21 protein-coding genes are annotated in these 24,700 nt (G+C 50.4%); 14 read left to right on the forward strand and 7 right to left on the reverse strand.

From position 1 onward, the window contains the following. The first annotated feature begins 10 nt into the window (after positions 1–10). The 9 genes from BM030_RS16495 to BM030_RS16535 all read left to right on the forward strand — a co-directional run bounded on the left by BM030_RS16495 (position 11) and on the right by BM030_RS16535 (position 12,089). Positions 11–1,231, forward strand: a complete 1,221-nt coding sequence (locus BM030_RS16495; protein WP_090974714.1) for a purple acid phosphatase family protein — start codon at positions 11–13, stop codon at positions 1,229–1,231. 130 nt (positions 1,232–1,361) lie between these two features. After that, positions 1,362–1,730 carry a hypothetical protein gene (locus BM030_RS16500; protein WP_090974715.1) on the forward strand — a complete coding sequence of 123 codons (369 nt, stop codon included), beginning with the start codon at positions 1,362–1,364 and terminating at the stop codon, positions 1,728–1,730. Further along, positions 1,727–1,945, forward strand: coding sequence for a hypothetical protein (locus BM030_RS16505; RefSeq protein ID WP_090974716.1), 219 nt, complete (start codon positions 1,727–1,729; stop codon positions 1,943–1,945). The genes BM030_RS16500 and BM030_RS16505 overlap by 4 nt, the downstream gene beginning before the upstream one ends. Positions 1,946–2,016: 71 nt before the next feature. Next, the gene (locus tag BM030_RS16510; RefSeq protein WP_090974717.1) at positions 2,017–2,592 is read left to right on the forward strand and encodes an RNA polymerase sigma factor; all 576 of its coding nucleotides are present in this window, start codon (positions 2,017–2,019) and stop codon (positions 2,590–2,592) included. Positions 2,593–2,683: 91 nt separating this feature from the next. Next, positions 2,684–3,667: a FecR family protein gene (locus BM030_RS16515; protein ID WP_139215929.1), complete on the forward strand. Its 984-nt coding sequence runs from the start codon at positions 2,684–2,686 to the stop codon at positions 3,665–3,667. A 171-nt stretch (positions 3,668–3,838) separates the two neighbouring features. Beyond that, positions 3,839–7,456 (forward strand): SusC/RagA family TonB-linked outer membrane protein, encoded by a 3,618-nt coding sequence (locus BM030_RS16520; protein WP_211657643.1) that lies wholly within the window; start codon positions 3,839–3,841, stop codon positions 7,454–7,456. Between the two features lie 10 nt (positions 7,457–7,466). After that, positions 7,467–9,023, forward strand: coding sequence for a SusD/RagB family nutrient-binding outer membrane lipoprotein (locus BM030_RS16525; RefSeq protein ID WP_090974719.1), 1,557 nt, complete (start codon positions 7,467–7,469; stop codon positions 9,021–9,023). 203 nt (positions 9,024–9,226) lie between these two features. After that, positions 9,227–10,396 carry a metallophosphoesterase family protein gene (locus tag BM030_RS16530; RefSeq protein WP_244519019.1) on the forward strand — a complete coding sequence of 390 codons (1,170 nt, stop codon included), beginning with the start codon at positions 9,227–9,229 and terminating at the stop codon, positions 10,394–10,396. A gap of 112 nt (positions 10,397–10,508) precedes the next feature. Next, positions 10,509–12,089, forward strand: a complete 1,581-nt coding sequence (locus BM030_RS16535) for a calcineurin-like phosphoesterase C-terminal domain-containing protein (RefSeq protein ID WP_244519021.1) — start codon at positions 10,509–10,511, stop codon at positions 12,087–12,089. Positions 12,090–12,242: 153 nt separating this feature from the next. On the opposite strand, the gene BM030_RS16540 is transcribed toward BM030_RS16535, so the two are convergent. From BM030_RS16540 to BM030_RS16570, 7 genes are all read right to left on the reverse strand, one after another. After that, positions 12,243–12,638, reverse strand: a complete 396-nt coding sequence (locus BM030_RS16540) for a group III truncated hemoglobin (protein WP_170845789.1) — start codon at positions 12,636–12,638, stop codon at positions 12,243–12,245. A 75-nt stretch (positions 12,639–12,713) separates the two neighbouring features. Next, positions 12,714–13,280 carry a DUF4256 domain-containing protein gene (locus BM030_RS16545; RefSeq protein ID WP_211657644.1) on the reverse strand — a complete coding sequence of 189 codons (567 nt, stop codon included), beginning with the start codon at positions 13,278–13,280 and terminating at the stop codon, positions 12,714–12,716. A 34-nt stretch (positions 13,281–13,314) separates the two neighbouring features. Continuing rightward, the gene (locus BM030_RS16550; RefSeq protein ID WP_090974723.1) at positions 13,315–13,719 is read right to left on the reverse strand and encodes a DoxX family protein; all 405 of its coding nucleotides are present in this window, start codon (positions 13,717–13,719) and stop codon (positions 13,315–13,317) included. A 4-nt stretch (positions 13,720–13,723) separates the two neighbouring features. Further along, a complete protein-coding gene (locus BM030_RS16555) occupies positions 13,724–14,191 on the reverse strand; it encodes an SRPBCC domain-containing protein (RefSeq protein WP_090974757.1) in 468 nt (155 codons plus the stop codon). Between the two features lie 8 nt (positions 14,192–14,199). Beyond that, positions 14,200–14,514, reverse strand: a complete 315-nt coding sequence (locus BM030_RS16560; RefSeq protein ID WP_090974724.1) for an ArsR/SmtB family transcription factor — start codon at positions 14,512–14,514, stop codon at positions 14,200–14,202. A 73-nt stretch (positions 14,515–14,587) separates the two neighbouring features. Beyond that, entirely contained in the window at positions 14,588–15,199 is a 612-nt protein-coding gene (locus BM030_RS16565; RefSeq protein WP_090974725.1) for a response regulator, read from the reverse strand. After that, entirely contained in the window at positions 15,177–17,144 is a 1,968-nt protein-coding gene (locus BM030_RS16570) for a tetratricopeptide repeat-containing sensor histidine kinase (RefSeq protein ID WP_170845790.1), read from the reverse strand. The genes BM030_RS16565 and BM030_RS16570 overlap by 23 nt, the downstream gene beginning before the upstream one ends. Before the next feature lie 161 nt (positions 17,145–17,305). Here BM030_RS16570 and BM030_RS16575 point away from each other — a divergent pair, with 161 nt between their 5' ends. The 5 genes from BM030_RS16575 (at position 17,306) to BM030_RS16595 (ending at position 24,699) form a co-directional block, all read left to right on the forward strand. Further along, positions 17,306–18,460 (forward strand): hypothetical protein, encoded by a 1,155-nt coding sequence (locus tag BM030_RS16575; RefSeq protein WP_090974727.1) that lies wholly within the window; start codon positions 17,306–17,308, stop codon positions 18,458–18,460. 21 nt (positions 18,461–18,481) lie between these two features. Further along, on the forward strand, positions 18,482–19,015 hold the full coding sequence (locus BM030_RS16580; RefSeq protein ID WP_139215930.1) for a hypothetical protein: 534 nt from the start codon (positions 18,482–18,484) through the stop codon (positions 19,013–19,015). A gap of 130 nt (positions 19,016–19,145) precedes the next feature. Next, positions 19,146–19,685: a hypothetical protein gene (locus tag BM030_RS16585; protein ID WP_090974729.1), complete on the forward strand. Its 540-nt coding sequence runs from the start codon at positions 19,146–19,148 to the stop codon at positions 19,683–19,685. Between the two features lie 273 nt (positions 19,686–19,958). Continuing rightward, on the forward strand, positions 19,959–20,981 hold the full coding sequence (locus BM030_RS16590; RefSeq protein ID WP_090974730.1) for a FecR family protein: 1,023 nt from the start codon (positions 19,959–19,961) through the stop codon (positions 20,979–20,981). A 268-nt stretch (positions 20,982–21,249) separates the two neighbouring features. Then, a complete protein-coding gene (locus BM030_RS16595; RefSeq protein ID WP_090974758.1) occupies positions 21,250–24,699 on the forward strand; it encodes a TonB-dependent receptor in 3,450 nt (1,149 codons plus the stop codon). Position 24,700 lies beyond the last annotated feature (1 nt).

Raw genomic sequence — 24,700 nt, forward strand, 5'->3', positions numbered from 1 at the left:
TTCGTACAACATGAATCGATTCCGTCTAACCGGTATACTGACCGGTTTATTACTGTTCTTCCATGTATTCCCATTACCGGCACAGGAGTTCCGATCTACACCGTTTCCAGACCGGATAACCCTTACATGGTCTGCCGATCCTGCCACCACGCAGACGGTAACATGGCGTACCGCTGCCGGGATAACCGGCGCAAAGGCACAGATCAAGCAGGAGGATGCTTCGCCTGACATGGAAACAGGTATGCGGGAGTTTACGGCGGAGAGCCGCCCCTTCGTGGGCAAGGAGGGGTATGAAGACCGCTACCACCATGTCACTTTTACGGATCTGCGGCCATCTACGGCATACACCTATCGTGTGGGCGATGGCGAGCGCTGGAGCGAGTGGTTTCAGTTCCGTACGGCCGATGCGGCAGGCAATGCGGCGGATTTTTCCTTTATCTACCTCGGCGATGGTCAAAACGACCTGAAATCGCGTTGGTCGCGAACCATTCGCCAAGCGTTCCGTCAGCAGCCCGATGCGCGCTTTATCATCCATGCCGGGGATCTGATAAACCGATCGAATACCGATGCAGAATGGGGCGAATGGCATCACGGTGCTGGCTTTATCCATGCCATGGTGCCAGCCATACCTACACCGGGCAATCACGAATATTTCCGGGATGATAAAGAACGCCCTGTATTGGACCCACATTGGGCCGTGCAATTTGTTTTACCCAAAAACGGTCCAGAGGGGCTACAGGAATCGGTCTATTACCTGGATTACCAGCATGTGCGCATCATTGCGCTCAATAGCCAATTGATCATGCTGGACGAAGCTGCCAGGAATGCTCAACTGCAATGGCTGGAAGAGGTGCTGAAAAGCAGCCCAAAGCAATGGACCATCGTGACCATGCACCACCCGGTGTATTCGACCTCGAAGCGCCGCGATAATGTTCCCTTGAGGGAACTGTTTAAACCATTGTTTGATCGGTATGGTGTTGATTTGGTATTGCAGGGGCATGATCATACCTACGCACGGGGCAGAGGGCCGGAAGCTAAGCCCGGCGGCCCGATGTATGTGCTTTCGGTTGCCGGCCCGAAGATGTATGAGTCTGATGCCGACCGCTGGATGGATGTATCGCTTGAAAATACCCAGCTCTACCAGACTGTCCGCATATCGGGAAACCGGTTGGAATTCAAATCGTATGACGTATCCGGCCGATCTGTAGATGCGTTCACCTTGACAAAATAGGTTTATCGCTTCAAACCTGATCCCCTAACTTTGCCTTCCGGGTGGTTCGTAGCCCCGGGGGGTAAAGTTTTTAACAAAATCATAACATCCTGTACCAGATTTGATTGCATTGGTTTACTAACTTCGCTGTGTGGAAAACCTCATTGATCAAGAATTGATTGCCCGCATCAGGGGTTCGGATGAAGAAGCGTTTTACCTGTTCTGCAACCGGCATTGGAAGTCGTTATACGTGCCGTTGCTGATGGAGACGGGCAATAAGGATGAGGCGTTTGAACGGGTGAAGGGGCTGTTTGCGACACTTTGGGACAGGCGGAGGCAACTGCCTGAGCTCACCACGACGATAGAAGAATATATCATTGCGCACGGCATGAATAGCCAATTAAAGGGACGGTGGGGTTGGAATATAATGGCCTTCGTTGATGACATAGCGCTGCATCTCAGAAAGCTATCCGGCTCATTGGGCATGCTGTTGGGTGATAAGCATTTTAGATACAAATGACACAACAAAAAGTTCGGAGCGACATCAGAACGCCCGATACCTCATGGGTAGACGGCAAAGAAGAACTGAAAACGGCTCACCGGCTGCTTGTAGGCCTCCGGTACCACGTACAGGCACAGTACCTCCTATCATACCGGAAATCCAAGCAGCGCATTGTTATATGGATTGCTGCAATTACCGCAGTACTTACAGTCGCCCTTGCAGTAACACGGTAAACAGCGACCGACCCTCCGGTGAAAACATAACGTTGCGTTAATACTGCTTTGGTAACTTTGCTCCCAAAGCGATGACAGAAGTAGCGTTAATTCATGCATTGAAGACGGGGCTTTCAAGTGCCTACGATATCTTGTATCATCGATATTGGCGGATGCTTTATAAGCAAGCATATAGCCGTGTGATGGATGAAGAAGCCGCGAAAGATATCGTGCAAAATGTGTTCATCAGCATTTGGCAAAAACGCGAAAGCTTAACTGTCCGTACTTCGCTTGAACAATTCCTGCAGGGCGCAGTTAAATTTCAAGTGCTTAATCATTTCAGGTCTGAACGTGTAAAACAGCGCGTTATCGATCTTGCCTTAGCCAAAACAGCGCTCGTTGCGACAGAAGATCAAGACCATGCCTCACGTGAGATGATGGAAGTCGCGTTGGATAATGCATTGCAAGATATGCCAGAAAATATGAAGCAATCGTTTTTGCTTCGACGTGATAACCGAAGTATCAAAGATATCGCCAAAATGCTGGGATTGGCAGAGCAAACGGTTTCCAACAATCTTTCTGAAGTGGTTAAGCGATTAAGACAGAAGTTGGCTCACGGACAGCAAGGCGGGCTTTTGATAGGACTTCTGGTTTTGATTGCCAAGTAAGCCGATTAACCATTACTTCATTAATACTTAACAGTAAATCAAAGTAGATTTGGCTGCCTGAGGTTACTTCCCAATAAACGGATACGTAATCTTGGACAGCGAGAAATTTAAACAGTTATTACATCGTTATTTGAGCGGTACGGCCACCGACGCCGAAAAAGAAGCCATTGACGCTTGGTATGCATCATATCGGGAACTGGATGATGCTGAGGTGTTCAAACAAGAAGAAGAGGCAGCGCGCATTGCTTCTGAAATGCATGGGCGGTTATCGCGGTATTGGGCCCCGCCCCGCAGGCTCGCTTACCGGAGATATGTCATGTATGCCGCAACGGTGTGCCTGGTGGTGGGAGTGGCTTGGTTGGTATTCCGTTGGCAAAGTGATGTTCCCGGTGGCATGGGGCACGAAGGGTCGGTAGCGACAAACTTAACCTACCACGAGGTCTCCACTACGGTCAGGCAAGTGAAACAGGTAACATTACCGGACAGTTCCACCGTGTGGGTAAATGCATTAAGCCAACTCCGCATTCCTGAATCATTCGGAAAAACCAGCCGTGAGGTCTATCTTGACGAGGGCGAAGCGTTCTTCGAAGTAGCCCCCGACTTAAACAAGCCTTTCATCGTACATAGCCGCGGCATTGTTACACGGGTGCTGGGCACAGCGTTCAACATTACCAACTACCAACGGCTGAACCGCATAACGGTTGACGTAGCGCACGGCAAAGTACAGGTTACCGGTACCGGCAAGCGCCTGCCGGCTGCCGAGCTTACCGCAGCGCAGCGCTTAACGTTTAACACACTCACCGGCGCATATGATCGAACGGTCTCCACAACGGGCAGTCCGGCTACCTGGCGCGAAGGGGTGGTCGCGTTGCGAAACGCATCGTTTGACGAGCTTGCGTTGGCCGTACGTAATTGCTATGGCATCGAACTGAAAGCAGGTAATAATAACATTAGCAGTCACCGGTATAGCTTGACCATTCGTACGGCATATCGGTTGGAAGAAACGCTGCGGATCATCTGTTCAATTCACCAACATCAATACAGGAGGGAAAACAATGAAGTGATTATCTATTAAAAAACGGATTTGCCCAAGGACAAATCCGGGAAGTCGTACAATAATGTGATTAGTTTGGACCCTCATCCATTATCGTACAGTTACTTCATCAACAGGGTTAATCAAGCAACTTTTTTCAAAGGTATAAAATTGGAACAGGAAATTTCAATTTTATAGAAGTAAACAATTAGTATGAACAATCTTATACTGCATTGGCAACGAATCATGCGTATATCTATCTTGACTTATAGTATCCTTTTGTTGTTATCCCAGTTATTACTGGCAGAAAGCAGCAAAGGGCAGGCACTTAGTAAACCGGTGAGCATATCCATTGAACGGCAATCCTTGGAGGAAACCATACAACTGTTGGGGCGTATTGCCGATGTTGACTTTGCCTACGATGCTCAGGTGCTGGGCACGACGGCAATCTCGGTGGGCCCGGCAAATTTCCGGAGCGAGCCGTTGGAACGTGTCTTGGCTAACTTATTGGCGGGCGCACCTATCCAGTATAAAGAAGAGGTCCGCGGTACGGTTACACTCTACAAGCGCCAACAACTGGGAAAAATCATGGGTAAGGTTACCAACGGACAAGGCGAGCCATTGGCCGGGGCCAGTATTCGGATCATGGAATTGAACCGGGGAGTCAGCACGGATAGGGATGGCGCTTTCGTCATTTCCATACAGCCGGGCACTTATACGCTGGAAGCAAACTACGTTTCCTACGAACGGCAAAGCAAACCGGGGATTCAGGTGAAGCCGAACGGAACGGTTACCGTAGATTTCGTGTTACAGGAGTCGCTGGACGCGCTGGACGAAGTGGTGGTAACGGCGTTGGGCCTTACGCGGGAAGAAAAATCACTGGGATATGCGGTAACTAAGCTGGATACGGAAGACCTCAACAGTACCAAATCCAGCAATTGGCTTAATTCGATGCAAGGGAAAGTGCCTGGGCTGATACTTGATCGGGCTAACACCGGGCCTTCCCCGTCCATGCGGCTGACGCTGCGGGGAGATCAGTCACTGAATTACAACAGCAACGAAGCCCTCTTGGTGGTGGATGGCATTCCCATATCTTCCGGAACAACGGCCACCTCATCAGGCACCAACTATGCGAATGCCGACGCGCCGGTTGATTTCGGCAACGCGGCCAGCGAACTCAACCCAGAAGACATCGCGTCTGTCACCGTTCTCAAAGGGCCTTCTGCCACGGCTCTTTACGGTTCGCGGGCTGCAAACGGCGCGGTCATCATTACCACGAAATCCGGCCGTTCTACAAAAGGTATCGGGGTGACGGTTAACTCCTCGGCTACATTTGAACGGGCCGGGTTCTGGCCGGATTTCCAAACGCAGTACGGTGCGGGGAACACCGATCTCGAATATTCCATGTGGGACGTACCCGCAGATTTGGCAGCGGATGGCGTAGCCGTCAATAGGCATTACAGCCGCTATGCGTTCGGGCAGAAGTTTGACCCCAACGAACAGCGATACCTGTATGTATCGCGGGATTGGGAAACAGGCAGATTTACGAAGCAGCCCTGGGTATATGCGGAAAATTGGTATACGGGTATTTTCCAAACCGGCGCTTTATTCGATAATACTGTCGCAGTAGACGGTAACAATGGCAAGGGTACCTCCGTGCGATTGTCTTTTACCGACTCAAAAAACAATTGGATATTGCCCAATACCGGATATAAACGGCAAAACCTATCGCTGTCCTTGTCGCAGGAAATCAATAAAAACATCATACTGAACGGACGCGTGAATTATTACATGCGCGATAGCGATAATATTCCGATGAGCGGGTATGACGAGGCCTCGGTTATGTATTCGCTGGTTTGGGGGCAAAACGTGAATGATATTGAGAAGACGTGGAAAACAGAATATGAGCAGGGGCGGTTCAACCGGGATGTTTATGAGGCTGGCGGGCAAGGTGGGTTGGGACTGGTGTATCCGAGTGCCAACACTTACAATCCGTACCGTTCATTATACGAAGAGTTGAATTCGCTCGACCGGGACCGGGTATTCGGCAACGTGGGACTTACCTTCAATCTGCTTGAAGGCCTCTCATTGGCGGTAAGGTCTGGCATGGACTTGAATCTCGAGTTCAGAACCCAGCAGAAGCCCAAACTGGCTAGCGATAACCTCGAAGGATTTTACCGGGAGCAGAACATCACTGACTATGAGATGAATAATGATTTTCTGCTACGTTACGAACGGAATTTTTTGGGCAACCAATTGACCGCTTCCATGGCGTTTGGTGGTAATAACATGATTCAGCGGTACAACCGTAAAAATGTCACGCTGGAACGCTTGGATGTAGACGGCTTCTATTCATTGAGTAACATCGCTTCAGGGTTCCCGCCCATACCTACGGCCTTCCGTAGCGAAAAAGTTATCAACAGCTTGTATGGGTTGGCCCAATTCGGGTGGAATGACATGCTGTTCCTCGATATCACTGGTCGCAACGACTGGTCCAGTACATTGGCCAGACAGAATAACTCGTATTTCTATCCCTCGGTCAGCATGAGCCTGTTGTTGGATAGGGCACTGCGGTTGGATGCGCGTACGGCATGGATAGACTTGCTGAAATTGCGCGCGTCATGGGCAAACGTGGGGAATGACACGAGCCCCTACGCGTTGGACCGATATTATTCGCGAACCGACTATTCGGGTAGCTATGTGTTGCCAACTACCATTCCTGACCCGTTAATCCGACCAGAAAATGTAGAAAGCTGGGAAGCAGGTGTGGAAGGACGATTTTTCAAGAACCGGATATCGGCCGATGTCACCGTATACAAGACATCTACCACTAACCAGATTGTCAGTGCAACCACTGATCTGATGTCCGGCGCGTCCGGTATGCGTATCAATGTTGGCGAAATCGAAAATAAGGGGCTTGAAATATCAGCCGATTTTGTGCCTATTCGCCGGCCCAACGGATTCAACTGGTCCATGGGAGTGAATTGGTATAAAAACTGGAACAAGCTGGTGTCACTGACGGACGACTGGGACCCCTCGCAGCCTTTGCAGACCAGTGTCGGAACTACCATTGGCAGTCGGACCTATATCTATTCTTTTGTGGGCGAAGAGATGCATGTAATCTATGGTAAGGATTATCAGAAAGCGCCGGAAGGTGCGTTCTATGTCAATGAAAACGGCGACCGCGTTGACGTGTCCGGACAAGATATCGTGAATGTCCAAACTGGTTTCCCGGTGCTTGATGATGCGCCCGAAACTCGGATTGGCAATGTGAATCCCGAGTGGCGGGCTGGAATGACGCAGCGGTTTTCCTACAAAAACTTCAGTCTTGGTTTAACCTTTACAGGCCAATGGGGTGGAAACATGTTTTCGGTTACCAATTTTGCCTTGAGCTACCAAGGAAAGCTGACCAACTCGCTCGCCGGACGCGAAGGGGGGCTTATTCATAGCGGGGTGAATATTGTTGAAGACGAAAGCGGTAACATCGCTTATGTACCTAATGAAACGGAAGTGTCTAACTACAGGGATTATTACAATAAATACGTTTGGGTACGCGATAATACCGCTAACAATACGTTTGATACGTCGTTTCTAAAACTTCGTGAGGCCAGATTTGACTACGGATTTCCCCAAGCGTTTTGCCGGCGCTTAGGCTTTTTGCAAAGCGGTAGCATCGGCGTGTTCGCTACTAACTTGTTTATGTTAACCAATTTTCCGCAATTTGATCCCGAAACGGGACTGATAAGCGGCACATCCATTTACAAGGGAATCGAAACCATGGCGTTTCCGATGACCCGGAGCTTTGGCTTGAATTTAAGGTTAGCATTTTAATACTATATCCATGATACGAACTAAAAAAAATCTGTTTATAGCGTTTGCATCGCTTTGCCTATCAGGGGCATGCACGAAAAATTTTGAAGAGATTAACCGGAATCCCAATCAGGTGACGGTGGGCAACATCCAGGCAATTGGAATGTTTGAGCCTATCCTCTATGACGGCGCCAATACCTGGTTGAACTATACATGGTTCTGGAACAACGAATTGATGCAGTTTACCGTTTTTTCGGCAGGGACAACCCGCGAAGAGCACCGGTACTTCATCAGCAATGGCAATTTTCAGACATGGTGGAACTTCCACGCGCGGTATGCAAGCAATGCCAATCATATGCGCGAACTGGCCGCGAAGGAAAATAACCCAACGTTAGAGGCTATTGCGCTCACGTGGAAAGTGTATTACTTGTATAACCAAACGGATATGTTCGGGGATATCCCCTACACAGAAGCGTTTCAGGCGTTCGAAACAGGTAACACCAAAGTGAAGTTCGAACGTCAAGAACAGGTATACCAGCATATGTTTGAAGACCTCGAAACGGCCAATGAGTTATATAAACAGGGGTATATTTTCCGTGATTCACAGCGGGATAAAATGTATGGTGGGAATGTAGAAAGCTGGTGCCGGTTCAATAATTCGTTGTACCTCCGTTTATTGATGCGCCTGAGTGGCCGGAACTTGGAGTATGTAACCCAAAAAATGAACGAAATACTGAACAATCCGGAGGCATATCCCATATTCCGATCCAACGAAGACAACGCAACCGTCCGGTTTACCGGTGAATATCCCTACGTCAATTATTTCGGGAACCAAACACACCAAGGGTTTACCGGATCAGGCAGGCGCCTTGCCGAACAGTTGATTAAGATGACAGTGTATGTCGAGGCAGGGGATACCGTAATGATCGATCCCCGCCTTCCTATATATGGAAAAATCAATCCCAATGCGGGGATGTGGAAAGGTGCGGTTGCCGGAGGAACCATTGAACAGACGTCCACTTCAAATCACGAAGCCGCGTTTCTCAATACCGAAGTATTCTGCCGGAATGACGCCACTTATACATTCATGGATTTCGCGGAAATTCAGTTCATCTTGGCCGAAGCAGCATTGAAGGGGATTATTCCCGGAGGTAAAAGTCAGGCGAAAGCTTACTACGATCGTGGTATTCGGGCATCCATGGAAAAATGGAACGGGGTCGCCCGGTATAGCATCGTGCCGGCAACGATTACCGAAGAGGCCATCACGGCATTCATCGATTATCCGGAGGTGTATTTCAATCCCAATGAACCCGATGAGGTGCTTCAAGAGAAACTGGCAAACCAGAAACACCTGGCACTGTTCTGGATCGGGATGGAGGCATGGCATGAATACCGCCGTACCGGATATCCGGTATTGACCATCGGGCAGGGAACACTGAACGACCGCGTGCTGCCCACCCGGTTTGCCTATCCCAGTTCCACAATAGCCAGTAACAGTGAAAATGCCAATGAAGCTATTCGTAATATGGGCGGAACAAACGATATGAAAACACCGGTTTGGTGGAGCAGGCAGGCCATAGGTAATTAAGTATTCCATTAAGTATTCCATCGCTTTGCTTTCTGAACGCCGACATACCATAATGGATACCGGCATACAGGGAGCAAAGCTTTTCTGTCCGATATACGCTGGCCCCAGGGAATGCCGCGGTAAGTTGCACGGGCCTGACGTATTGACGTTAGGTTTAGCCGTCTGTTAACACGGGTTTAATACGCTGGCGTTAACTTTGCCATATGATGAGCCTGCAACGAAAAATCCCGGTTTTCCTGAAGCATTTCATAGACGATGCGCACTTGTTCAAACCACTGCCCAAACCCACGGGGCAATACCCTTACCGGCTGCATCTACGCAGCGTGGCGGGGGAAGCCACATGGTTTTTAAAAGAACGTATGCGGTTTCAACTGGTGGGCGATACCGGAAGCGTGCGGCATTCAGCATTCCAGCCGCTAATTGCTTCAGCACTCACCCAGCAGGCAAAGGCTGGTGATTCTATTGAAGACAGGCCGGCGTTCCTTTTTCACTTGGGTGATGTGGTGTATAACCATGGAGAGGCCAAAGCGTATCCCGCACAGTTTTTCGGGCCGTATGAGGAATATCCCGGACCTGTTTTTGCTATCGCGGGCAATCACGACGGCGATATTAATCCCGATGCGGAGTGCCCATATCAAAGCCTGGATGCGTTCATGGACGTGTTTTGCGATACCTATCAACGTAAGATTTTATTTGGCGGAAATACCAAGCGGTTAAGCATGGTGCAACCCCATGTGTACTGGACGCTGGAAACACCGCTTGCCCGGATTATCGGGCTGTATGGCAATGTGACCAAGCACGGCACCATTGATACCGAACAACGGAATTGGTTTGTGGAAGAATTGCGTTACGCTGCGGAGTGTAGGTCTCAGCAAGCCATCATCGTCTGTGTACATCATGCCCCTTATTCGGCCGATACCAACCATGGTTCAAGCCCAGCCATGATTGCTTTTCTGGAAAGCTCCTTCAAAGCGGCCGGTGTGAAGCCGGATATTGTGTTCAGCGGCCACGTGCATAACTACCAACGATTTTCCAAAGCCTATGAAGACGGCACGGTCGTGCCCTATGTGGTGGCGGGTGCGGGCGGTTATGCCGATTTGCATAGGGTGGCAGCGATTAACGATACCACGGTGGAAGATCTTCCGCCAAGCATCCATCAGGTGCGTTTGGAGAATTATTGCGATAGCCGTTATGGTTTTCTCAACGTGGCGCTCGAAAAGAGCGATGAAGGGCTGTCGCTTATCGGAGAGTATTATACCCTTTCACCAGATGCCGTCCGGCACGGAAATCCTGCGGTAACGTTATTCGAGCGGTTTGTGGTGCCATTGAGGCATGCGGCGTCCGAATTAGCTAATGTGGATTGTCTTGTGTAATTTTGGCCCAACACGGTTATTTAACTATAAAATAGCAAACAGTTAACATTTTTTTAGACGTTATCACGTTTCTTTGCGGTCACATTAATCGTTTAATTTAAACAAAATCACCTTGAAGACATTAACATCAATTCTTTGGATGCTGCTGGTCAGCTGTGTGGTATATGGGCAATCCACGGTTACTGGTTATGTTTATCATGATGCCAACGGCAACGGCAAGCGCGACCGCCGTGAACAGGGCGTGGCCGGCGTATCGGTGAGCAATGGTACGCAGGTAACGGTAACGGATGCTAAGGGCCGCTACGAGCTGCCGGTAGGGCAGGACAATATCATTTTTGTCATAAAACCATCCGGCTACGCCGTGCCGGTCAATGAACTCAACCAACCCCAGTTTTATTATATCCATAAGCCCAACGGCTCGCCGCAATTGAAATATGGCGGAGTATCCCCAACTGGTCCGTTGCCTAAGTCGGTGGACTTTGCGCTAATCCAGCAGGAAGAGCCCACGGCGTTCTCCGCATTGGTGTTTGGCGACCCGCAAGCATATAATGAGCGGGAAGTCGGCTATTTTGCCAAAGGCGTGGTGGCTGAGTTAGCCGGGGTAAAGGACGTAGCATTCGGACTGAGCCTGGGCGATTTGGTGGGCGACCACTTAGTGTTGCACAGCCCGTATGTAAAGGCAGTGGCCGAGGTAGGCATTCCCTGGTATAACCTGATGGGTAACCACGACATGGATTACGATGCTCCCGCAGATTCCCTGGCGGATGAATCGTTCGAGGCGACGTTCGGTCCTGCGAATTATGCGTTCAATTATGGCAACGCGCACTTTATCGTGCTGGATGATATTTTATATCCCGATCCCCGTGATGGCAAAGGGTATTGGGGAGGTTTCCGTAAAGACCAGCTGGATTTTGTCGAGAACAACTTGAAGTATGTGGATAAAGACAAGCTGATTGTATTGGCATTCCACATTCCTTTGCTTCACGAAAACGAAAATGCATTCCGTAACGCCGATAGGCAGCGACTGTTTGACCTGCTGAAAGACTACCCCCATACGTTGTCAATGTCGGCGCACACGCACTTACAGCGCCAAAATTTCTATGGCGAGGCAGATGGCTGGCGGCAGGCAAAGCCTCACCATGAATACAATGCCGGTACCACTTCCGGCGATTGGTATTCGGGTGAGCTGAACGAACAGGGGGTACCGGTCTCTACCATGCGCGATGGTACACCTAAGGGCTATGCCTTCCTCCGTATAGACGGTAACCAATATGTAATCGACTATAAAGTGGCCGGTGAATCTGCGGATAAACAGATCAAACTGTTCCATCCCAAAGTGGTAGCACAGGGACGCGGCACCCAGGCGGGGATTTTCGCCAACTTCTTCATGGGGCATGAAGGCAATACCGTGGAGTACCGCATCGACGATGACAAATGGCGGCCGATGACCTATACCGAAGCCCCAGATCCGGAATTTATGCGGCTGCTGTACCGTTGGGATACCACGGATGAATTGATGCCGGGCAGGCGTCCGTCCAATGCAGTGAACAGCACCCACCTGTGGCGGGCCAATATCCCCACCAACCTGCCCGTGGGTGAACACCGCATTGAAGTGCGGGCAACAGATATGTTTGGCCGGACGTTTACCGAGCGAAGCACTTTTCGGCTTGCAGAACCTGCGCAGTTGCCCTAAGTCAAGTTTAAAGACACTGATAATCAACCTGAGTTCACCCGTGCATCACCAATTGATGCCGGGTGTTTTTTTATCGGATTGAGCGGCGCTACGGGCGATGGTTCATAGACGTTGGTCGAGCGGACAACGGGAAAGCAACGTGGAATATAGCGTTCATAGAAGCGGCTTTGCCGGCCGGTTTCTGAAATATTCGATTTTATGCAGGAACATGTCTGCCATGCGGGCGGCACGCCACTTGGCATCAGCCGCTTTTTCACCGATGAAAAGCTCGTCAACCGTCTCGTTGAACAACAGCAGCCAGCGGTCAAAGTGCTGTTTGTCGACCGGTAATTTGGCATGGGGCAGGAAAGGCGCACCGCTGTAGGTGATCTCATCGAGCAATACTGTCTGCCAGAAGCGATACATTTTGTCCAGGTGCAAGGGCCAGCGGTCTTGGATAACTTCGTTGAAAATATCCTTCAACAGTTCGTCCCCACGCACCTTTTCATAGAAACGATCGACCAGCAGTTTGATGTCATTCAGTTCAATGATTTCCCTTTTGTTTTCCATCAGCGGATGCATTATGCACGATAGCGTTCCTGCTTCACACAAAGGTACGGAAAAGGGCAGCAAAAACCAACCGGTTCAGATCCGCAGAGACCCCCGGAATCCCCTGGCGCCGTAGTAAGACTCCGCTCCGTTGTGGTAAACGAAAACGTGGCCGAACCGCCAGTCTCCAAAGATGGCACCACCCAGTTCACGGATATCGGACGGCGTTTTCAGCCAGCTGGAAGTCTTTGTGTCGAATTTTCCAAATTGTTGCAGCTCCCGGTATTGGGCTTCCGTTAGAATATCGATGCCCATTTCGGCGGCCATGCCGAGTGCACTGTTTTTTGGTTTGTGTTCTTTTCTTGACTCCCGTGCATCTTCATCATAACAGACACTCCGGCGGCCCTTGGGGCTTTCGGGCGAACAATCGTAGAAAATGTATTGGTTTGTCTGGTTATCATACCCTATCACATCCGGTTCGCCACCGGTTACTTCCATCTGGTGAAGCGACCATAGTTTTTGGGGCTTAGCATGCAGTGTTGCCTGTACGTCGTCCCATTCCAGCCCTTTATGGCGGTTCATGTTTTTCTCAAAGCGGTTTTTCAGTACGTTGAGCAAGTCTTCCCGTTCTTGGGGTAATAATTCCCTTTCATTGTTATTCATGATAGTCATACGTTATGCTTGTGGGATAAATTAGTCAAAAAACGTTGGCACTTTCGGCGGATGTTTTACCGGGGAGCAGCTTCCTGTCGGCGGGCCTTAAATACCATGAAAGTACCGTCAGCACCAGCAGCAACAAGGGGCCGGAAAGCGTTGCGGTGGAAGGCCCCGACACGAGGTACGAATACACCGCTCCAGACATCGCGAAGAAGAAGCCGGCATAAGCCCATTCCTTCAATAATGGGGACCCCGGGATAAGCACGGCGATAACGCCCAGTAGTTTCCAGATACCGAGGATAGTCAGAAAATAGACCGGATAACCCAGTTCCGTGATGGCCTGTACCTCTTCGTCCATCCGGATTAATTGTACGATTCCCGTTGATAGCATCCCTAACGATAACCAGACCGTAACAATCCAATAGCTGATTTTTTTTCGTTTCATGACGTTATTTTAGTTTGTTGGCAATTTCCTGTAGTCGGTTATGCGCCATATTCAGGCCCTGTGCAAAGGGAAGCTGCAGCAGTTGGTCCCGGAATTCCGCTGATTTGAATACGATATGCATCGTAAGCTTACTGGTGTCGTCCGTCAAAGCCTCAAACTCCAGGAACTCCAATTGCACCGGGAAGGGCGTACCCTCCATCTCAAATGTGCGGGTGATTCGCTGGTTCGGCACAAACTCATGGATAACCCCATTGGCCCGGAAAACCACATTTCCTCGGGGATCCGACGTTTCGAACCGCCAGCTGCCGTGCGCTCTGCTTTCCAGCACCAATACCTTTGTGCCCATCCATTGTTCAACGATTTCGGGTACTATATAGGCCTTGAAAAGTAATCTGACCGGTAGGTCAAATTCCCGGGTTATAATCAATTCCTGTTTGCCTTCTTCGGCATTGACTTTTGTCTTCCGTTCCATAGGGTTTGTCATTTATATTGCTTCATTATGGCCTCCAGTTTGTTGAACCTGTCGTCCCAAAGCTCGCGGAAAGGCTCAATAAAATCCGCAATTTCTTTAATCTTTTTGGGGTTCAAGTGGTAATAAATCTCCCTGCCGTTTTGCTCCTTCTCCAGCAATTCGCATTCGGTGAGTATCTGCAGGTGTTTGGAAACGGTGGGCCGTGCGGTATCGAAGTTAGACGCGATGGCTCCGGCGGTCATGGACTGCGAAGCCACCAGCAGCAATATTGCCCTTCTCGTCGGATCGGCAATGGCTTGGAATACGTCCCGTCTTAAATTCATTTCGTAGCTATTTGGCTACAAATATATGTGTAGTTATTCGACTACGCAACACTAACGAAAAAAAAAATAAAAATTAGATCAACTTTTGTTCAAGAGCCATCTTTACCAGTACCGCGGTATTCCGTGCCCCCAGTTTCAGTAACAGATTTTTGCGGTAACCTTTGATGGTTTCGGGACTTAAAAAGATTTTCTCAGCAATTTCGGCATTGGTCAACCCTTCGGTTACCAGACGCAGGAGCTCACGTTCGCGCGGGCTCAACCAGATGTTTTTTTCCTGCGGCCGTTTCATCAGCAGATCAATTTCATGGCAGAGGAAGGTCTCTCCGGCAGCAACGGCTTGGATTCCGGCCAGCACCTCGTCGGCCATGGCATTCTTTATCAAATAGCCCGATGCGCCGTTGTCCAGCATCTGCCGTACAACGGTGTATTCGTTGTGCGTGGTCAGGGCCAGTATCTTCATGCCGGGAACCTGCGTTTTCAGCTCCTTGCACAGGTCGATGCCGCTACCATCCGGCAAGCCCACGTCCAGCAGCACGACATCCGGTTTCCAGAAACCGATGGAAAGGCGGCATGCCGCCGCGCTGTGCGCCACGCCGGCAACGGTGGCTATGCCCGACTCAGCAATCAGTCCCTGGAGCCCCTCGGTCAATATCTTATGGTCGTCAACTATCGCTACTTTTATCATCTTGTTCGTTTGTTGTGAGTTCCAGCTCCACGTGGATTTCAGTACCTTGTTTCGAAGAATAAATGTTCATTGTCCCTTGAAAAGCGGTCACTCGTTGCCGGATGTTCTGCAGCCCCGTGCCTTCGGTTACGGTGCCGGGATCGAAGCCGACGCCATCATCCTGCACGGTAAACGATATCCGGTTTGGTTCTTGCACCAGCTGTACATTAATGCGGGTAGCCCGCGCGTGCTTGAGCGCATTATTGACCAGCTCATGAATGCAGCGGTAGACCAGGATTTCCAGCTTTTCCGGCAACCGCGCTTCATTCCCGAAATAGTGGAAGTCGACGGTTGGAATGGCCTCACAGAAGTCTGATAACGACGCTTTCAGCCCGTAGCGTACCAGCGATTCCGGCATCATATGATGGGCAATGCGGCGCAGCTCCCGGATGGAATCGTCCAGCATGCCCAGCGCCTTTTGGAAGCGCGATACTTCGACTGCTTCCAGCACCCCGCCACTTTTCATTTGCGGCAGGGTGAATTTGACGACAGACAACATGCTGCCCAGCCCGTCGTGCAAATCCCTTGCCAGCCGGCTGCGTTCGGCCGCTTCGCCGTCCAATGCCGCCTGCACCGCAATCAGCTGTTTTTCCTGCTGCAAGCGCATGGTTTCCTGTTCGGCCAGCTTCTGCCGGCTAACGGCGAGTCGGTACCGGAGGGCCGCAAACGCCAAGGCTAAGACGAAGATGATGCTGCCAGCCACGCCCAGCCATGTATAGAGCCGACGTTGTTTTTCAAGCGTCTCGATTTTCAGTTCTTTCTTTTCTGTTTCGTATTTCACTTCCATCGCCGACAGCGCCTGCTGGTAGGTTTCGGTGGCATACCGATCCATCACTTCGCGGTAGCGATCCAGGTAGTTTGCCGTGAAATCGGGCTGCCCGAGGTAAGCGTGAGCCCGCGTCAGGTTGGCGTACACGTTCCTCAGAACGTTGATGTTGGTTGAGTCATGCTCCAGCACTTGCCGGGCTGTCGTTGCAGATTGCGCATATTGCTCCTGATGGTAGTGGATATTGGATACGATAATCAATGCATGGGCGATGAGGCTGGGAAACCCAAGGTCCTCCGCCTGCCGTAAAGCCGCTTCAGCGATGGGCATGGCCGCTGAGAAATCATCATGGTAATAATGTACTTTGGCCACGGTCTGCAAGGCCATGTTTTCACTGAACTTATTGCCCGTTTCCTGGTATAGCCTTACCGCCTCTTGTGCATAATGCAACGACTGCAGCTTATCCGTTCCCTTATACAAATGGATATCGCTCAGCGAGGTGTATACGCTGGCCAGCCCTTCCTGATCACCGGTCTGCTCGGCCAGTTTTTGCGCTTTCTCAAAGTAACGCATGGCGTGGTCATAATTGATCATGACCTGGTAAACGCCGCCAATGTTGGAATACAACTTGCCCAGCTCCCTTGGGCTATCTTGCTGCTCAAAGTAAGCTGCGGCCTTCAAATAGTTGTCCAGCGCTTCGTTGTACAGGCCCTGTACTTTGTATAGGTTGCCGTAGGCCGAATGGACCACGGCTTCCAGCCTATCGTCGCCAATCCGCTGTATGATGGGAATCGCCTTATCCAGATGGATGGCCGCCGAATCATAAACCGACCCCATGTAATACGCCACGCCCATATTGCGGTGAAAGACGGCTACCATCCGGTCGTCTCCGGTTCGTTTGGCGAGCGCCAGCCCTTGCGCGCTGAAATCGACCGATTTCCGCATGTCGCTGTCCATGTTGGCCCAGCTCAGATCATCGTATATCGTTATCTTTTCCGCATCGGTCAGCTTACCTTTCTTTATTTCCCGTTCCAGGGAGTCCGCTGGCTGGCCTGCTGCCAGTGGCAAAAAGGTGAAACAAAAGAAGGGTACGAGTATCCATGCCCGCCGGTCAATGGCTCGGTTAAGCATTCTATTCATAGCGGTTAATTTTTCCATAGACAAAAGTACTTTCCGGTCGCGGTGATAAAAACCCCCTTTAGGGGGGTGTTTGCAGTTTGCTGCCGCGCTACCTTTGGCCTGTCGGACCAAACTGATGGTTTGATGGCTCAAGTATAATGGATTTTTAAATAACTCAAGCTATGAAAACAACGCACATTAAAAAAGCCGGCAATAGCGATGCTATCCGGGAGCTGAAAACGTTAATGGCTGCATTCCTGGCCCTGGTCTTATCACTGGTGTCTTGTAAGAAAAACGACATTCAACCTGATGAAGATGACACCGCATTGCAGCATTGCGATGTGGTGATGGTAGAAAGCAACATCACCGAGCCCACCGTCTGGAGCAGGGGTCATGTATACGTCATCGTGGGACGGAATATCTCCGTGCGGGCGCCTTTGACGATTGAGCCTGGTGTTACCGTCAAGCTTAAAGACGCCCGGCTGGATGTCATCGACGGCAACATCATTGCAGAGGGAACCGCCAATCAGCGCATCGTGTTCACATCGTTCGCGGACGACCGCTACTGTGGCGATTCCAACGGCGATGGTGCGGCCACCAAAGCGGAAAAAGGGGACTGGCGGGGAATCAATATTACCGGAGGCACCAACAACAGCTTTCTGTTTTGCGATTTCTTCTATGCGGGGCAGAACTCCGGTGGGTACTATAACGCCGTGAAGATAGGAGGGACGGCGGCTTCCTTCACCTTTGATCACTGCCGGTTTGCCCATACCTTCTCCAACATCGCTGCGTCATTTCATAATTCCACGGCGTTTTATGCGGGCGGCCTGATGGTCGACCCAACGGTATCTAAATTTACCAATAACGCTTTTTATGACAATGGTAAACCTCTTTATATGAGCATCCGGTATACGCTGGATCCCAGCAATGTATTTCACAATCCCGACAATCCGTCTGAAACCAATACGCTCAATGGTATTTATGTAACAGACGGAAGTGCCGCAAACGGTACGGCATCCTGGCTTCATACCGAAGTGCCATACGTGGTTAGTGAATGGATACAGACCTATAACGAAAAAATTATCATCGTTGGACCGGGTGTCGTGGTCAAGTTCATAGGTACAAGCTCCGGCATATCCCGGCATGATGCCCGGAATGTACAGTTCCATTCCACGTCCATATTCACCTCGATCAAAGATGACGCCCATGGGGGCGATACCAATGGCGATGGCAATGCCACGGTTCCAGCGGCCGGCGATTGGCGGGGACTGTATAACTCCTATGTGGGCGATCGTTTTTACGAACAGGGACCGAATATTCTGTATGCTGCTAATTAGAGATAAATAAATAACCCAAAAATGAAGAAAACAATTTTAATGCTTAGCGTTGCCCTGATGGCAACGGGGGCGTATGCCCAATCGTTTCAAAAAGGTACTAGCGCGGTCAACGCCGGTGTCGGTTTCGGAACCAACCTGGGCGGCTTGGGCAACGCAAGGCCGGCCGTCAGTGTGTCGTATGAATACGGCAATTGGGAGGTCGGCGGACCGGGCGTTATCAGTCTGGGCGGATACATCGGCAATACCGGATACCGGTACCGTGGTTCGGGCTATACCCAACGGTGGAACTATACCGTGGTTGGCGCCCGGAGCGCCTATCATTACAACGGGTTTGAAAATGCACCTAATCTTGATGTCTACGGCGGTCTGATGCTGGCTTATAATATCGCGAGTTATAAAGCTGACGGCTACGACGGCCCCAACACGTACGGCAGCGGCCTGGGATTCTCCGCTTACTTGGGCGGCCGCTGGTTTTTCAGCAATAACATCGGTCTATACACCGAACTCGGGTTCGGGGTGTCCGTCCTCAATGCAGGGCTTACATTTAAACTGTAACCTTGTTGAGCTGGTATAGCGTATCATCTCGCTATGCCAGCTTTTCAGCATATCTTCCCGCTTCGCAGCTCAAAATTGGTTGGTTAGGTTTTTTTACGTTTATTTGGGGACACAAAACCGTTGTCATACTATGAGGTATATTATTATCAAAAGCGCAGCGCCAATGCTATTATTGGCGTTATTGTCGTGTATTGGCGTTGCACAAGAACGGAAACCCGACACTTACGAGGCTGGCGATCGGGCTCAATCATTTTACGTAGAGCTGGGCGGTCCCGGTTTTATTTCAGCAAATTACGATTTCAGGTTTCAGCAAACGAGAAACTCCTGGGGAGCGAGGGCAGGTATAGGCTACTTCGCGGTAGAAGGAGAGCGGTTTCTTACCGTGCCTGTCCAGCTTAATTATTTGTTGGGAAAAAACGGTAATTATTTTGAGATGGGCGCCGGGGCTTCGTATGTAAATAATTCCTACACGCAACTCTATTGGGATGCTAACGACGAGTGGAGGAGAGACAGACAAGCCAACAGCCAAATAATGGGTTCGTTAACCTTTGGATATCGTAAACAGCCGATTGACGGCGGGTTCAACTTCAGGGCTGGGCTTTCACCTATTTTCTATAAGGAAAATTTTATTCCTTACCTTCCTTACCTTTCTTTCGGCTACTCGTTTTAGGCAGCGTCCGATTTCCCTGAGGGGACGCCGCCGCAATACACCCTGTTGGATTCCGTTAAACGCTCCGACAATCCCATGTTTTGCAGTCGCCATAATAGATAATTTCCGAAGGTTTGTTCCGTAATCTCATGATAACCAGTTCGTATCCGGTTATAACAGGCATGAGATTATTTTTTTTCAGAAAGGGATAGTAGTGATTCCTTAATACCGTGTTTACCTTTATGAAGCATTGAATTAACAGAATATTCACAAGAACGCGGGCAGAACCAGTCAATGGAACGACGGATAGACAACGGATTATTGAAACGATTCATCGCCGGATTGTGCACGCCTGAAGAGAAGGAACTGGTTAACCAATACCTTCAACAACAGGCCGGGCGCAGGCATTTGGAGGAGCTATTACGCGATACCTGGGACGCCTCGGACGAGCACAGAATATCCGGCGGATCCCATGAATCGTGGCGCCACGAATTATGGAGCCGGTTAACCGGCAATGAAGAAGTTCCATCCATGCGGGAGTCGGTAAAGCGGTTTGGCCGTAAGGCGTTCTTCCGTTATGCTGCGATATGGGCGCTACTTGCGTTGATAGGAGCTGGTGTTTACCTGTTGTTATGGGCGCCGCAAGACCAGCCGCTGGCTGGGATACCGCAGATTGAAAAAGCGAATCCTTATGGTCGGCGCTCGTTATTCGACCTTGGCGATGGTACCCGGGTATACCTCGGCGCAGGCAGTAAAATACGGTTTCCAAGGGCATTTAACGGAAGCCGGAGGGAAGTGGAGTTGGAAGGGGAAGCCTTTTTTGAGGTGGTCCGCGATACGAAGAAGCCCTTTATCATCCATACCGGAGAAATCCGTACAGAAGTGTTGGGCACTTCTTTCATGGTAAAGGCATTTGATGATGGCGAAGTTGAAGTGGCTGTTGCCACCGGCAAAGTGCGTGTAGACCGGTATGCCAACGGGAAACGGGTGCAGCAACTTGGAGTGCTAACTGCCGGCCAGCAGGTGATCTATCAAGACGCCCTCCGCTCGGCGGAAACCTCGGAAATCCCGGTAGCAAACCTAATGCAGTGGAAAGCTGGCAAAATGGTATTCAGCGGTACACCCTTTGGGGATATGCTGGAAGAAATCGGCCGCAATTATAACCTGAAGTTTGTGCTTGAAAAGAAACAGCTGAAGCATATCCCTATCACGCTTACCCTGGATAGCCACGCCCCTTTTGACGAACTATTGAACAGTTTGAGCATATACATTGGATTTTCCTATGAAATCCAGGGAAATCAGATAATAATTAAGTAAACCATATATACGATGAAAAGAAAAGCAATCAGCATACCACAGATACCCATATAGGAAGTGCATAAAACAGCAATCCCGAACCATGTCCGGGATCGCCATGTGATTATAGACAATCCGGTTGATTTTCGACGTCTTGCCGGATTGTAAACCGATAACTGAACCCGGGGGATATCCCCGGACCCGTTTACGATTGTTCAAAAATATGCAAAAAGGATTACAAACAAGTCCTCGTGCACGGAATATTCCGAAAGAATACTTTGGTTTTCTGATGAAATGCTCGGTAATTGCGCTGATAATTGAAATGACCATCGTTGGCTTGCTCGCTGCCCATGAGGGACGCAGCCAGGATCTCGACCGTAAGATCCGTTTGAACCTTGAAAACGCAGACATCAAGGAAAGTTTGCTGGCTATTGAGCAGGTAGGAAATGTCCGTTTTATTATCCGTGACGACCTGTTTGCCGGCAGTCGCAGGCAGGTCAACCTGAAAGCCACGGATATTACCATCCGGCAGGCAATCGCAGAAGTATTGGCCAATACACCATTCATTTACCAAGAGCTGGACGGATTCGTAGCTATCATCAACCGCCACCAGCAGCGGATAATTCAAGGGAAGGTTGTTGATGCTGACACCAAGAAACCCGCGATGGGTGTTTCTGTGCAGGTGAAAGGGATGTTATCCAATACAGCCATTTCCAACGCCTCGGGCAACTTCAGCATCCCTATTCCGGCCGAAACAGCTACCTTGGTGTTCTCTTCGCTGGGATACCGGGTCAAGGAAGTGCGCGTATCGGCGGCCGACGGGTTTGTCCATGTGGAGCTTGCCTCGTCGCATATTGAGCTTGACGAAGTCACCGTAGCCGCCAGCAAGCGGGTAAACACAGAAATAGCTTTGCTGGAAGAGCGACGCAAAGCCGCCATCATCCAGGATGGCATCTCTGCCCAGCAGATAGACCGCACGGCCAGCATTACCACCACTCAGGCCCTGCAGCGGGTGACGGGCGTTACCGTGACCGACGAGAAATACGTGGCCGTCCGCGGATTGGGGGAGCGCAGTGTGATTGGGCAGCTTAACGGTGTCCGGCTGGCTTCTTCCGATCCGGATAGGACCACCATTCCACTGGATTTGGTGCCTGCGGCCCTGCTGGATAACATTGTGGTCTATAAGACCGTTACCCCGGATAAGCCCGCCGATGCGGCCGCAGGTATCGTGGAGCTCAAAACCAAGTCTATTCCTGATTCCATGACCCTGGAATTCATCGTGGAGACTGGTACCAACACCACCATCGGCTTTGGTGGAAGAATCAACAGCTTTTACAACAGCGATATGGGATTTTGGGGCAACCGTATCAACGATAAGAACCTCCGGCCGGATTTCTTGGCGCTTGCCGGCCAGTACCCTAACGGACTCGGTTCCATCCAGCACATGATTGCCAATGCGCAGTACAGTCCGGAAGCATGGGCAGAAACCGAGCGCATCAACGGTATCATGCGGCGATTTGATCCGGTAATGACCACCGGTTACAAAAATGCACAGCCCAATCAACTTTATTCACTCACCTTCGGCAACCAATACGATGTGTTCAGGAAGCATAAAATCGGCATCATCTTCGGCGGCAACTATTATAAGCGCATGACAGATATTTACCAAGGCGAACTCACGCAGTACAGTATCTACCAAGGAGTGGTGACGGGCAATGACCATATCTTCAGCTGGCGCAATATTCCCAACTACATAACGCCCAATCGGTTGTATATGGGACGCTACCAAACGTACCAGGAGAATTCTGGGATGGAAACCCTTAACTACGGCGTACTTGGGGGGCTGACCTACCGTTTCAATCCACGACACGAGATCGGATTTCAGTACCTGGGTAGCTGGGGCGGCGAAAACCGGGCAACCAATATGTTCGGCGGGTATCAGTACACGGGGCTCCCCGGCGAAGTAAATAGCGACATTTATTCGCTCAAGCAGAGCTACCGCACGTTGAATACCTTCAACATGCAGGGCGAACACCAGTTCGGCAAAGGAGAATATGCCCCGCGTTTGAGCTATAATGCTGCGACTTCTTCCTCCAGCCAAAACGATCCCGATTACCGGTTCGTATCGCTGGCGACGTATTTGCCGGAAAGTCCAGTAAATATTAGTAACCCGTTTGGTAATCCGCACCCGTTATACCCATCGGGTTCGCCAAACTACACGACAGACCGGTTGTATGTGCTAACATCTGGCTATGTGAACGGATATGGTGTGTATGGCCGTCTGCAAGCCGAGCCGAACGGCCGGCGCTGGCGTTTCCTGGAGGAAACTAATTATAATTACAAGGCCGATTTAAGCTTCCCTTTCCCGTTCCTCAGCACCAAGCAGGAGCTTAAGATAGGCTTTAACTACCTGTATCGCGACCGGAGCTTTACCGAAAACCTGTTGATGCTGCCCGGTTCAAACTATTCCGAGGGGAGTAATCGGCCGCTTTACCGAGTGTTCGGCGACCTTGACCGTCTTGTAGGCCCTGAGGTCGTTGGCGTACTCGCCCCCACGTCTACCCAACGTGAAGGGGCTGCCCCTATCGGCGGTTTTCTATACAACAGCCAGAAATCCCCCAATAACTATACGGGGTTCTATGAAACCAATGCTTACTACGGGATGCTGGATTTGCGCCTCGCCGATAACTTCCGCGTAGCGGGCGGTGTGCGCTTTGAACGTACGGATATCCGCTCCGCGGTGGATACAGCCGGCATTTTTCTCGACCCCGCGCTCACCGTGCCCAACGAAGACGGTGCACGGGTGCCGCTGATATTCATCGAACCGAACTCAGTATATACCGCCAAATACAAACCCTACTATTCCGTCAATGCGACGTACATGCTTGGCGAATTGATGAATCTGCGGGGAGCGTTTAACACCACGCTGGCCCGGCCGGAACTGCGCGAAATCACAAATGTCTTTGAGTTTGATGCTTTCCAGATGGGATTGGTGGTCGGTAACCCGAATCTGGTGAACCAGCATACGAAAAACCTGGATTTCCGTTGGGAATGGTTTCCCAACCCGGGTGAAGTGCTGGCGCTTTCTGCATTCGGTAAGGAGATTCACAATCAACTGGTGCGGGTATTCGACCTGCGCACCGAGGGATTGGATGCTCGGTCGCAGGAATATCCCACCATCCAGTACCAGAATGATCCGAATACGGGATATGTATGGGGAATTGAATTAGAATTGGTAAAAGATTTGGGTACGGTATGGGCACCGTTGAACGGTTTTTTTCTGGGGTCCAATCTCATGCTCGCCCAAAGCCAGATCAAGAAATCATGGGATCGTTACCAAGCCAATAGATCGCTGGATAGGAATACTCCGGAAAACAGCCCCTTGTTTGAACAACCACCCTATGCATTCAATGGTTGGTTGAATTATACGAATAAACGGTGGGGTACTGACCTTACCACGACGTTCAACATCGTGGGAGAACGCCTTGTACAGATCAACCTCACCGGTGAGCCGGACTTGTACAGCAGGCCCGTACCCATGCTTGATTTTGTATTTACGCAGCGTATCACGAGGCAACTGCTGTTGAAAGGTTTTGCCAAGAACATTCTCGATCCGGCTATCAAGACGGTCTATTCCAGCTATGGTACGGGCGGCACGTGGTACGGCAATGAATATGTCAACCGCAGTTATCACCGCGGCTGCGAAATTATGTTAGGGCTGTCATACAACTTTTTTTAGT

The organism is Parapedobacter composti (assembly GCF_900112315.1).
GTDB classification, from domain to species: Bacteria; Bacteroidota; Bacteroidia; order Sphingobacteriales; family Sphingobacteriaceae; genus Parapedobacter; species Parapedobacter composti.

Bases quoted from the DNA above. Each gene is read 5' to 3' on its own strand.
- BM030_RS16495 (WP_090974714.1), top strand. From the start codon at position 11: ATGAATCGATTCCGTCTAACCGGTATACTGACCGGTTTATTACTGTTC.
- BM030_RS16505 (WP_090974716.1), top strand. From the start codon at position 1,727: ATGACACAACAAAAAGTTCGGAGCGACATCAGAACGCCCGATACCTCA.
- BM030_RS16510 (WP_090974717.1), top strand. From the start codon at position 2,017: ATGACAGAAGTAGCGTTAATTCATGCATTGAAGACGGGGCTTTCAAGT.
- BM030_RS16520 (WP_211657643.1), top strand. From the start codon at position 3,839: ATGAACAATCTTATACTGCATTGGCAACGAATCATGCGTATATCTATC.
- BM030_RS16525 (WP_090974719.1), top strand. From the start codon at position 7,467: ATGATACGAACTAAAAAAAATCTGTTTATAGCGTTTGCATCGCTTTGC.
- BM030_RS16530 (WP_244519019.1), top strand. From the start codon at position 9,227: ATGATGAGCCTGCAACGAAAAATCCCGGTTTTCCTGAAGCATTTCATA.
- BM030_RS16540 (WP_170845789.1), bottom strand. From the start codon at position 12,638: ATGGAAAACAAAAGGGAAATCATTGAACTGAATGACATCAAACTGCTG.
- BM030_RS16545 (WP_211657644.1), bottom strand. From the start codon at position 13,280: ATGAATAACAATGAAAGGGAATTATTACCCCAAGAACGGGAAGACTTG.
- BM030_RS16550 (WP_090974723.1), bottom strand. From the start codon at position 13,719: ATGAAACGAAAAAAAATCAGCTATTGGATTGTTACGGTCTGGTTATCG.
- BM030_RS16555 (WP_090974757.1), bottom strand. From the start codon at position 14,191: ATGGAACGGAAGACAAAAGTCAATGCCGAAGAAGGCAAACAGGAATTG.
- BM030_RS16560 (WP_090974724.1), bottom strand. From the start codon at position 14,514: ATGAATTTAAGACGGGACGTATTCCAAGCCATTGCCGATCCGACGAGA.
- BM030_RS16565 (WP_090974725.1), bottom strand. From the start codon at position 15,199: ATGATAAAAGTAGCGATAGTTGACGACCATAAGATATTGACCGAGGGG.
- BM030_RS16570 (WP_170845790.1), bottom strand. From the start codon at position 17,144: ATGAATAGAATGCTTAACCGAGCCATTGACCGGCGGGCATGGATACTC.
- BM030_RS16575 (WP_090974727.1), top strand. From the start codon at position 17,306: ATGAAAACAACGCACATTAAAAAAGCCGGCAATAGCGATGCTATCCGG.
- BM030_RS16580 (WP_139215930.1), top strand. From the start codon at position 18,482: ATGAAGAAAACAATTTTAATGCTTAGCGTTGCCCTGATGGCAACGGGG.
- BM030_RS16585 (WP_090974729.1), top strand. From the start codon at position 19,146: ATGAGGTATATTATTATCAAAAGCGCAGCGCCAATGCTATTATTGGCG.
- BM030_RS16590 (WP_090974730.1), top strand. From the start codon at position 19,959: ATGGAACGACGGATAGACAACGGATTATTGAAACGATTCATCGCCGGA.
- BM030_RS16595 (WP_090974758.1), top strand. From the start codon at position 21,250: ATGAAATGCTCGGTAATTGCGCTGATAATTGAAATGACCATCGTTGGC.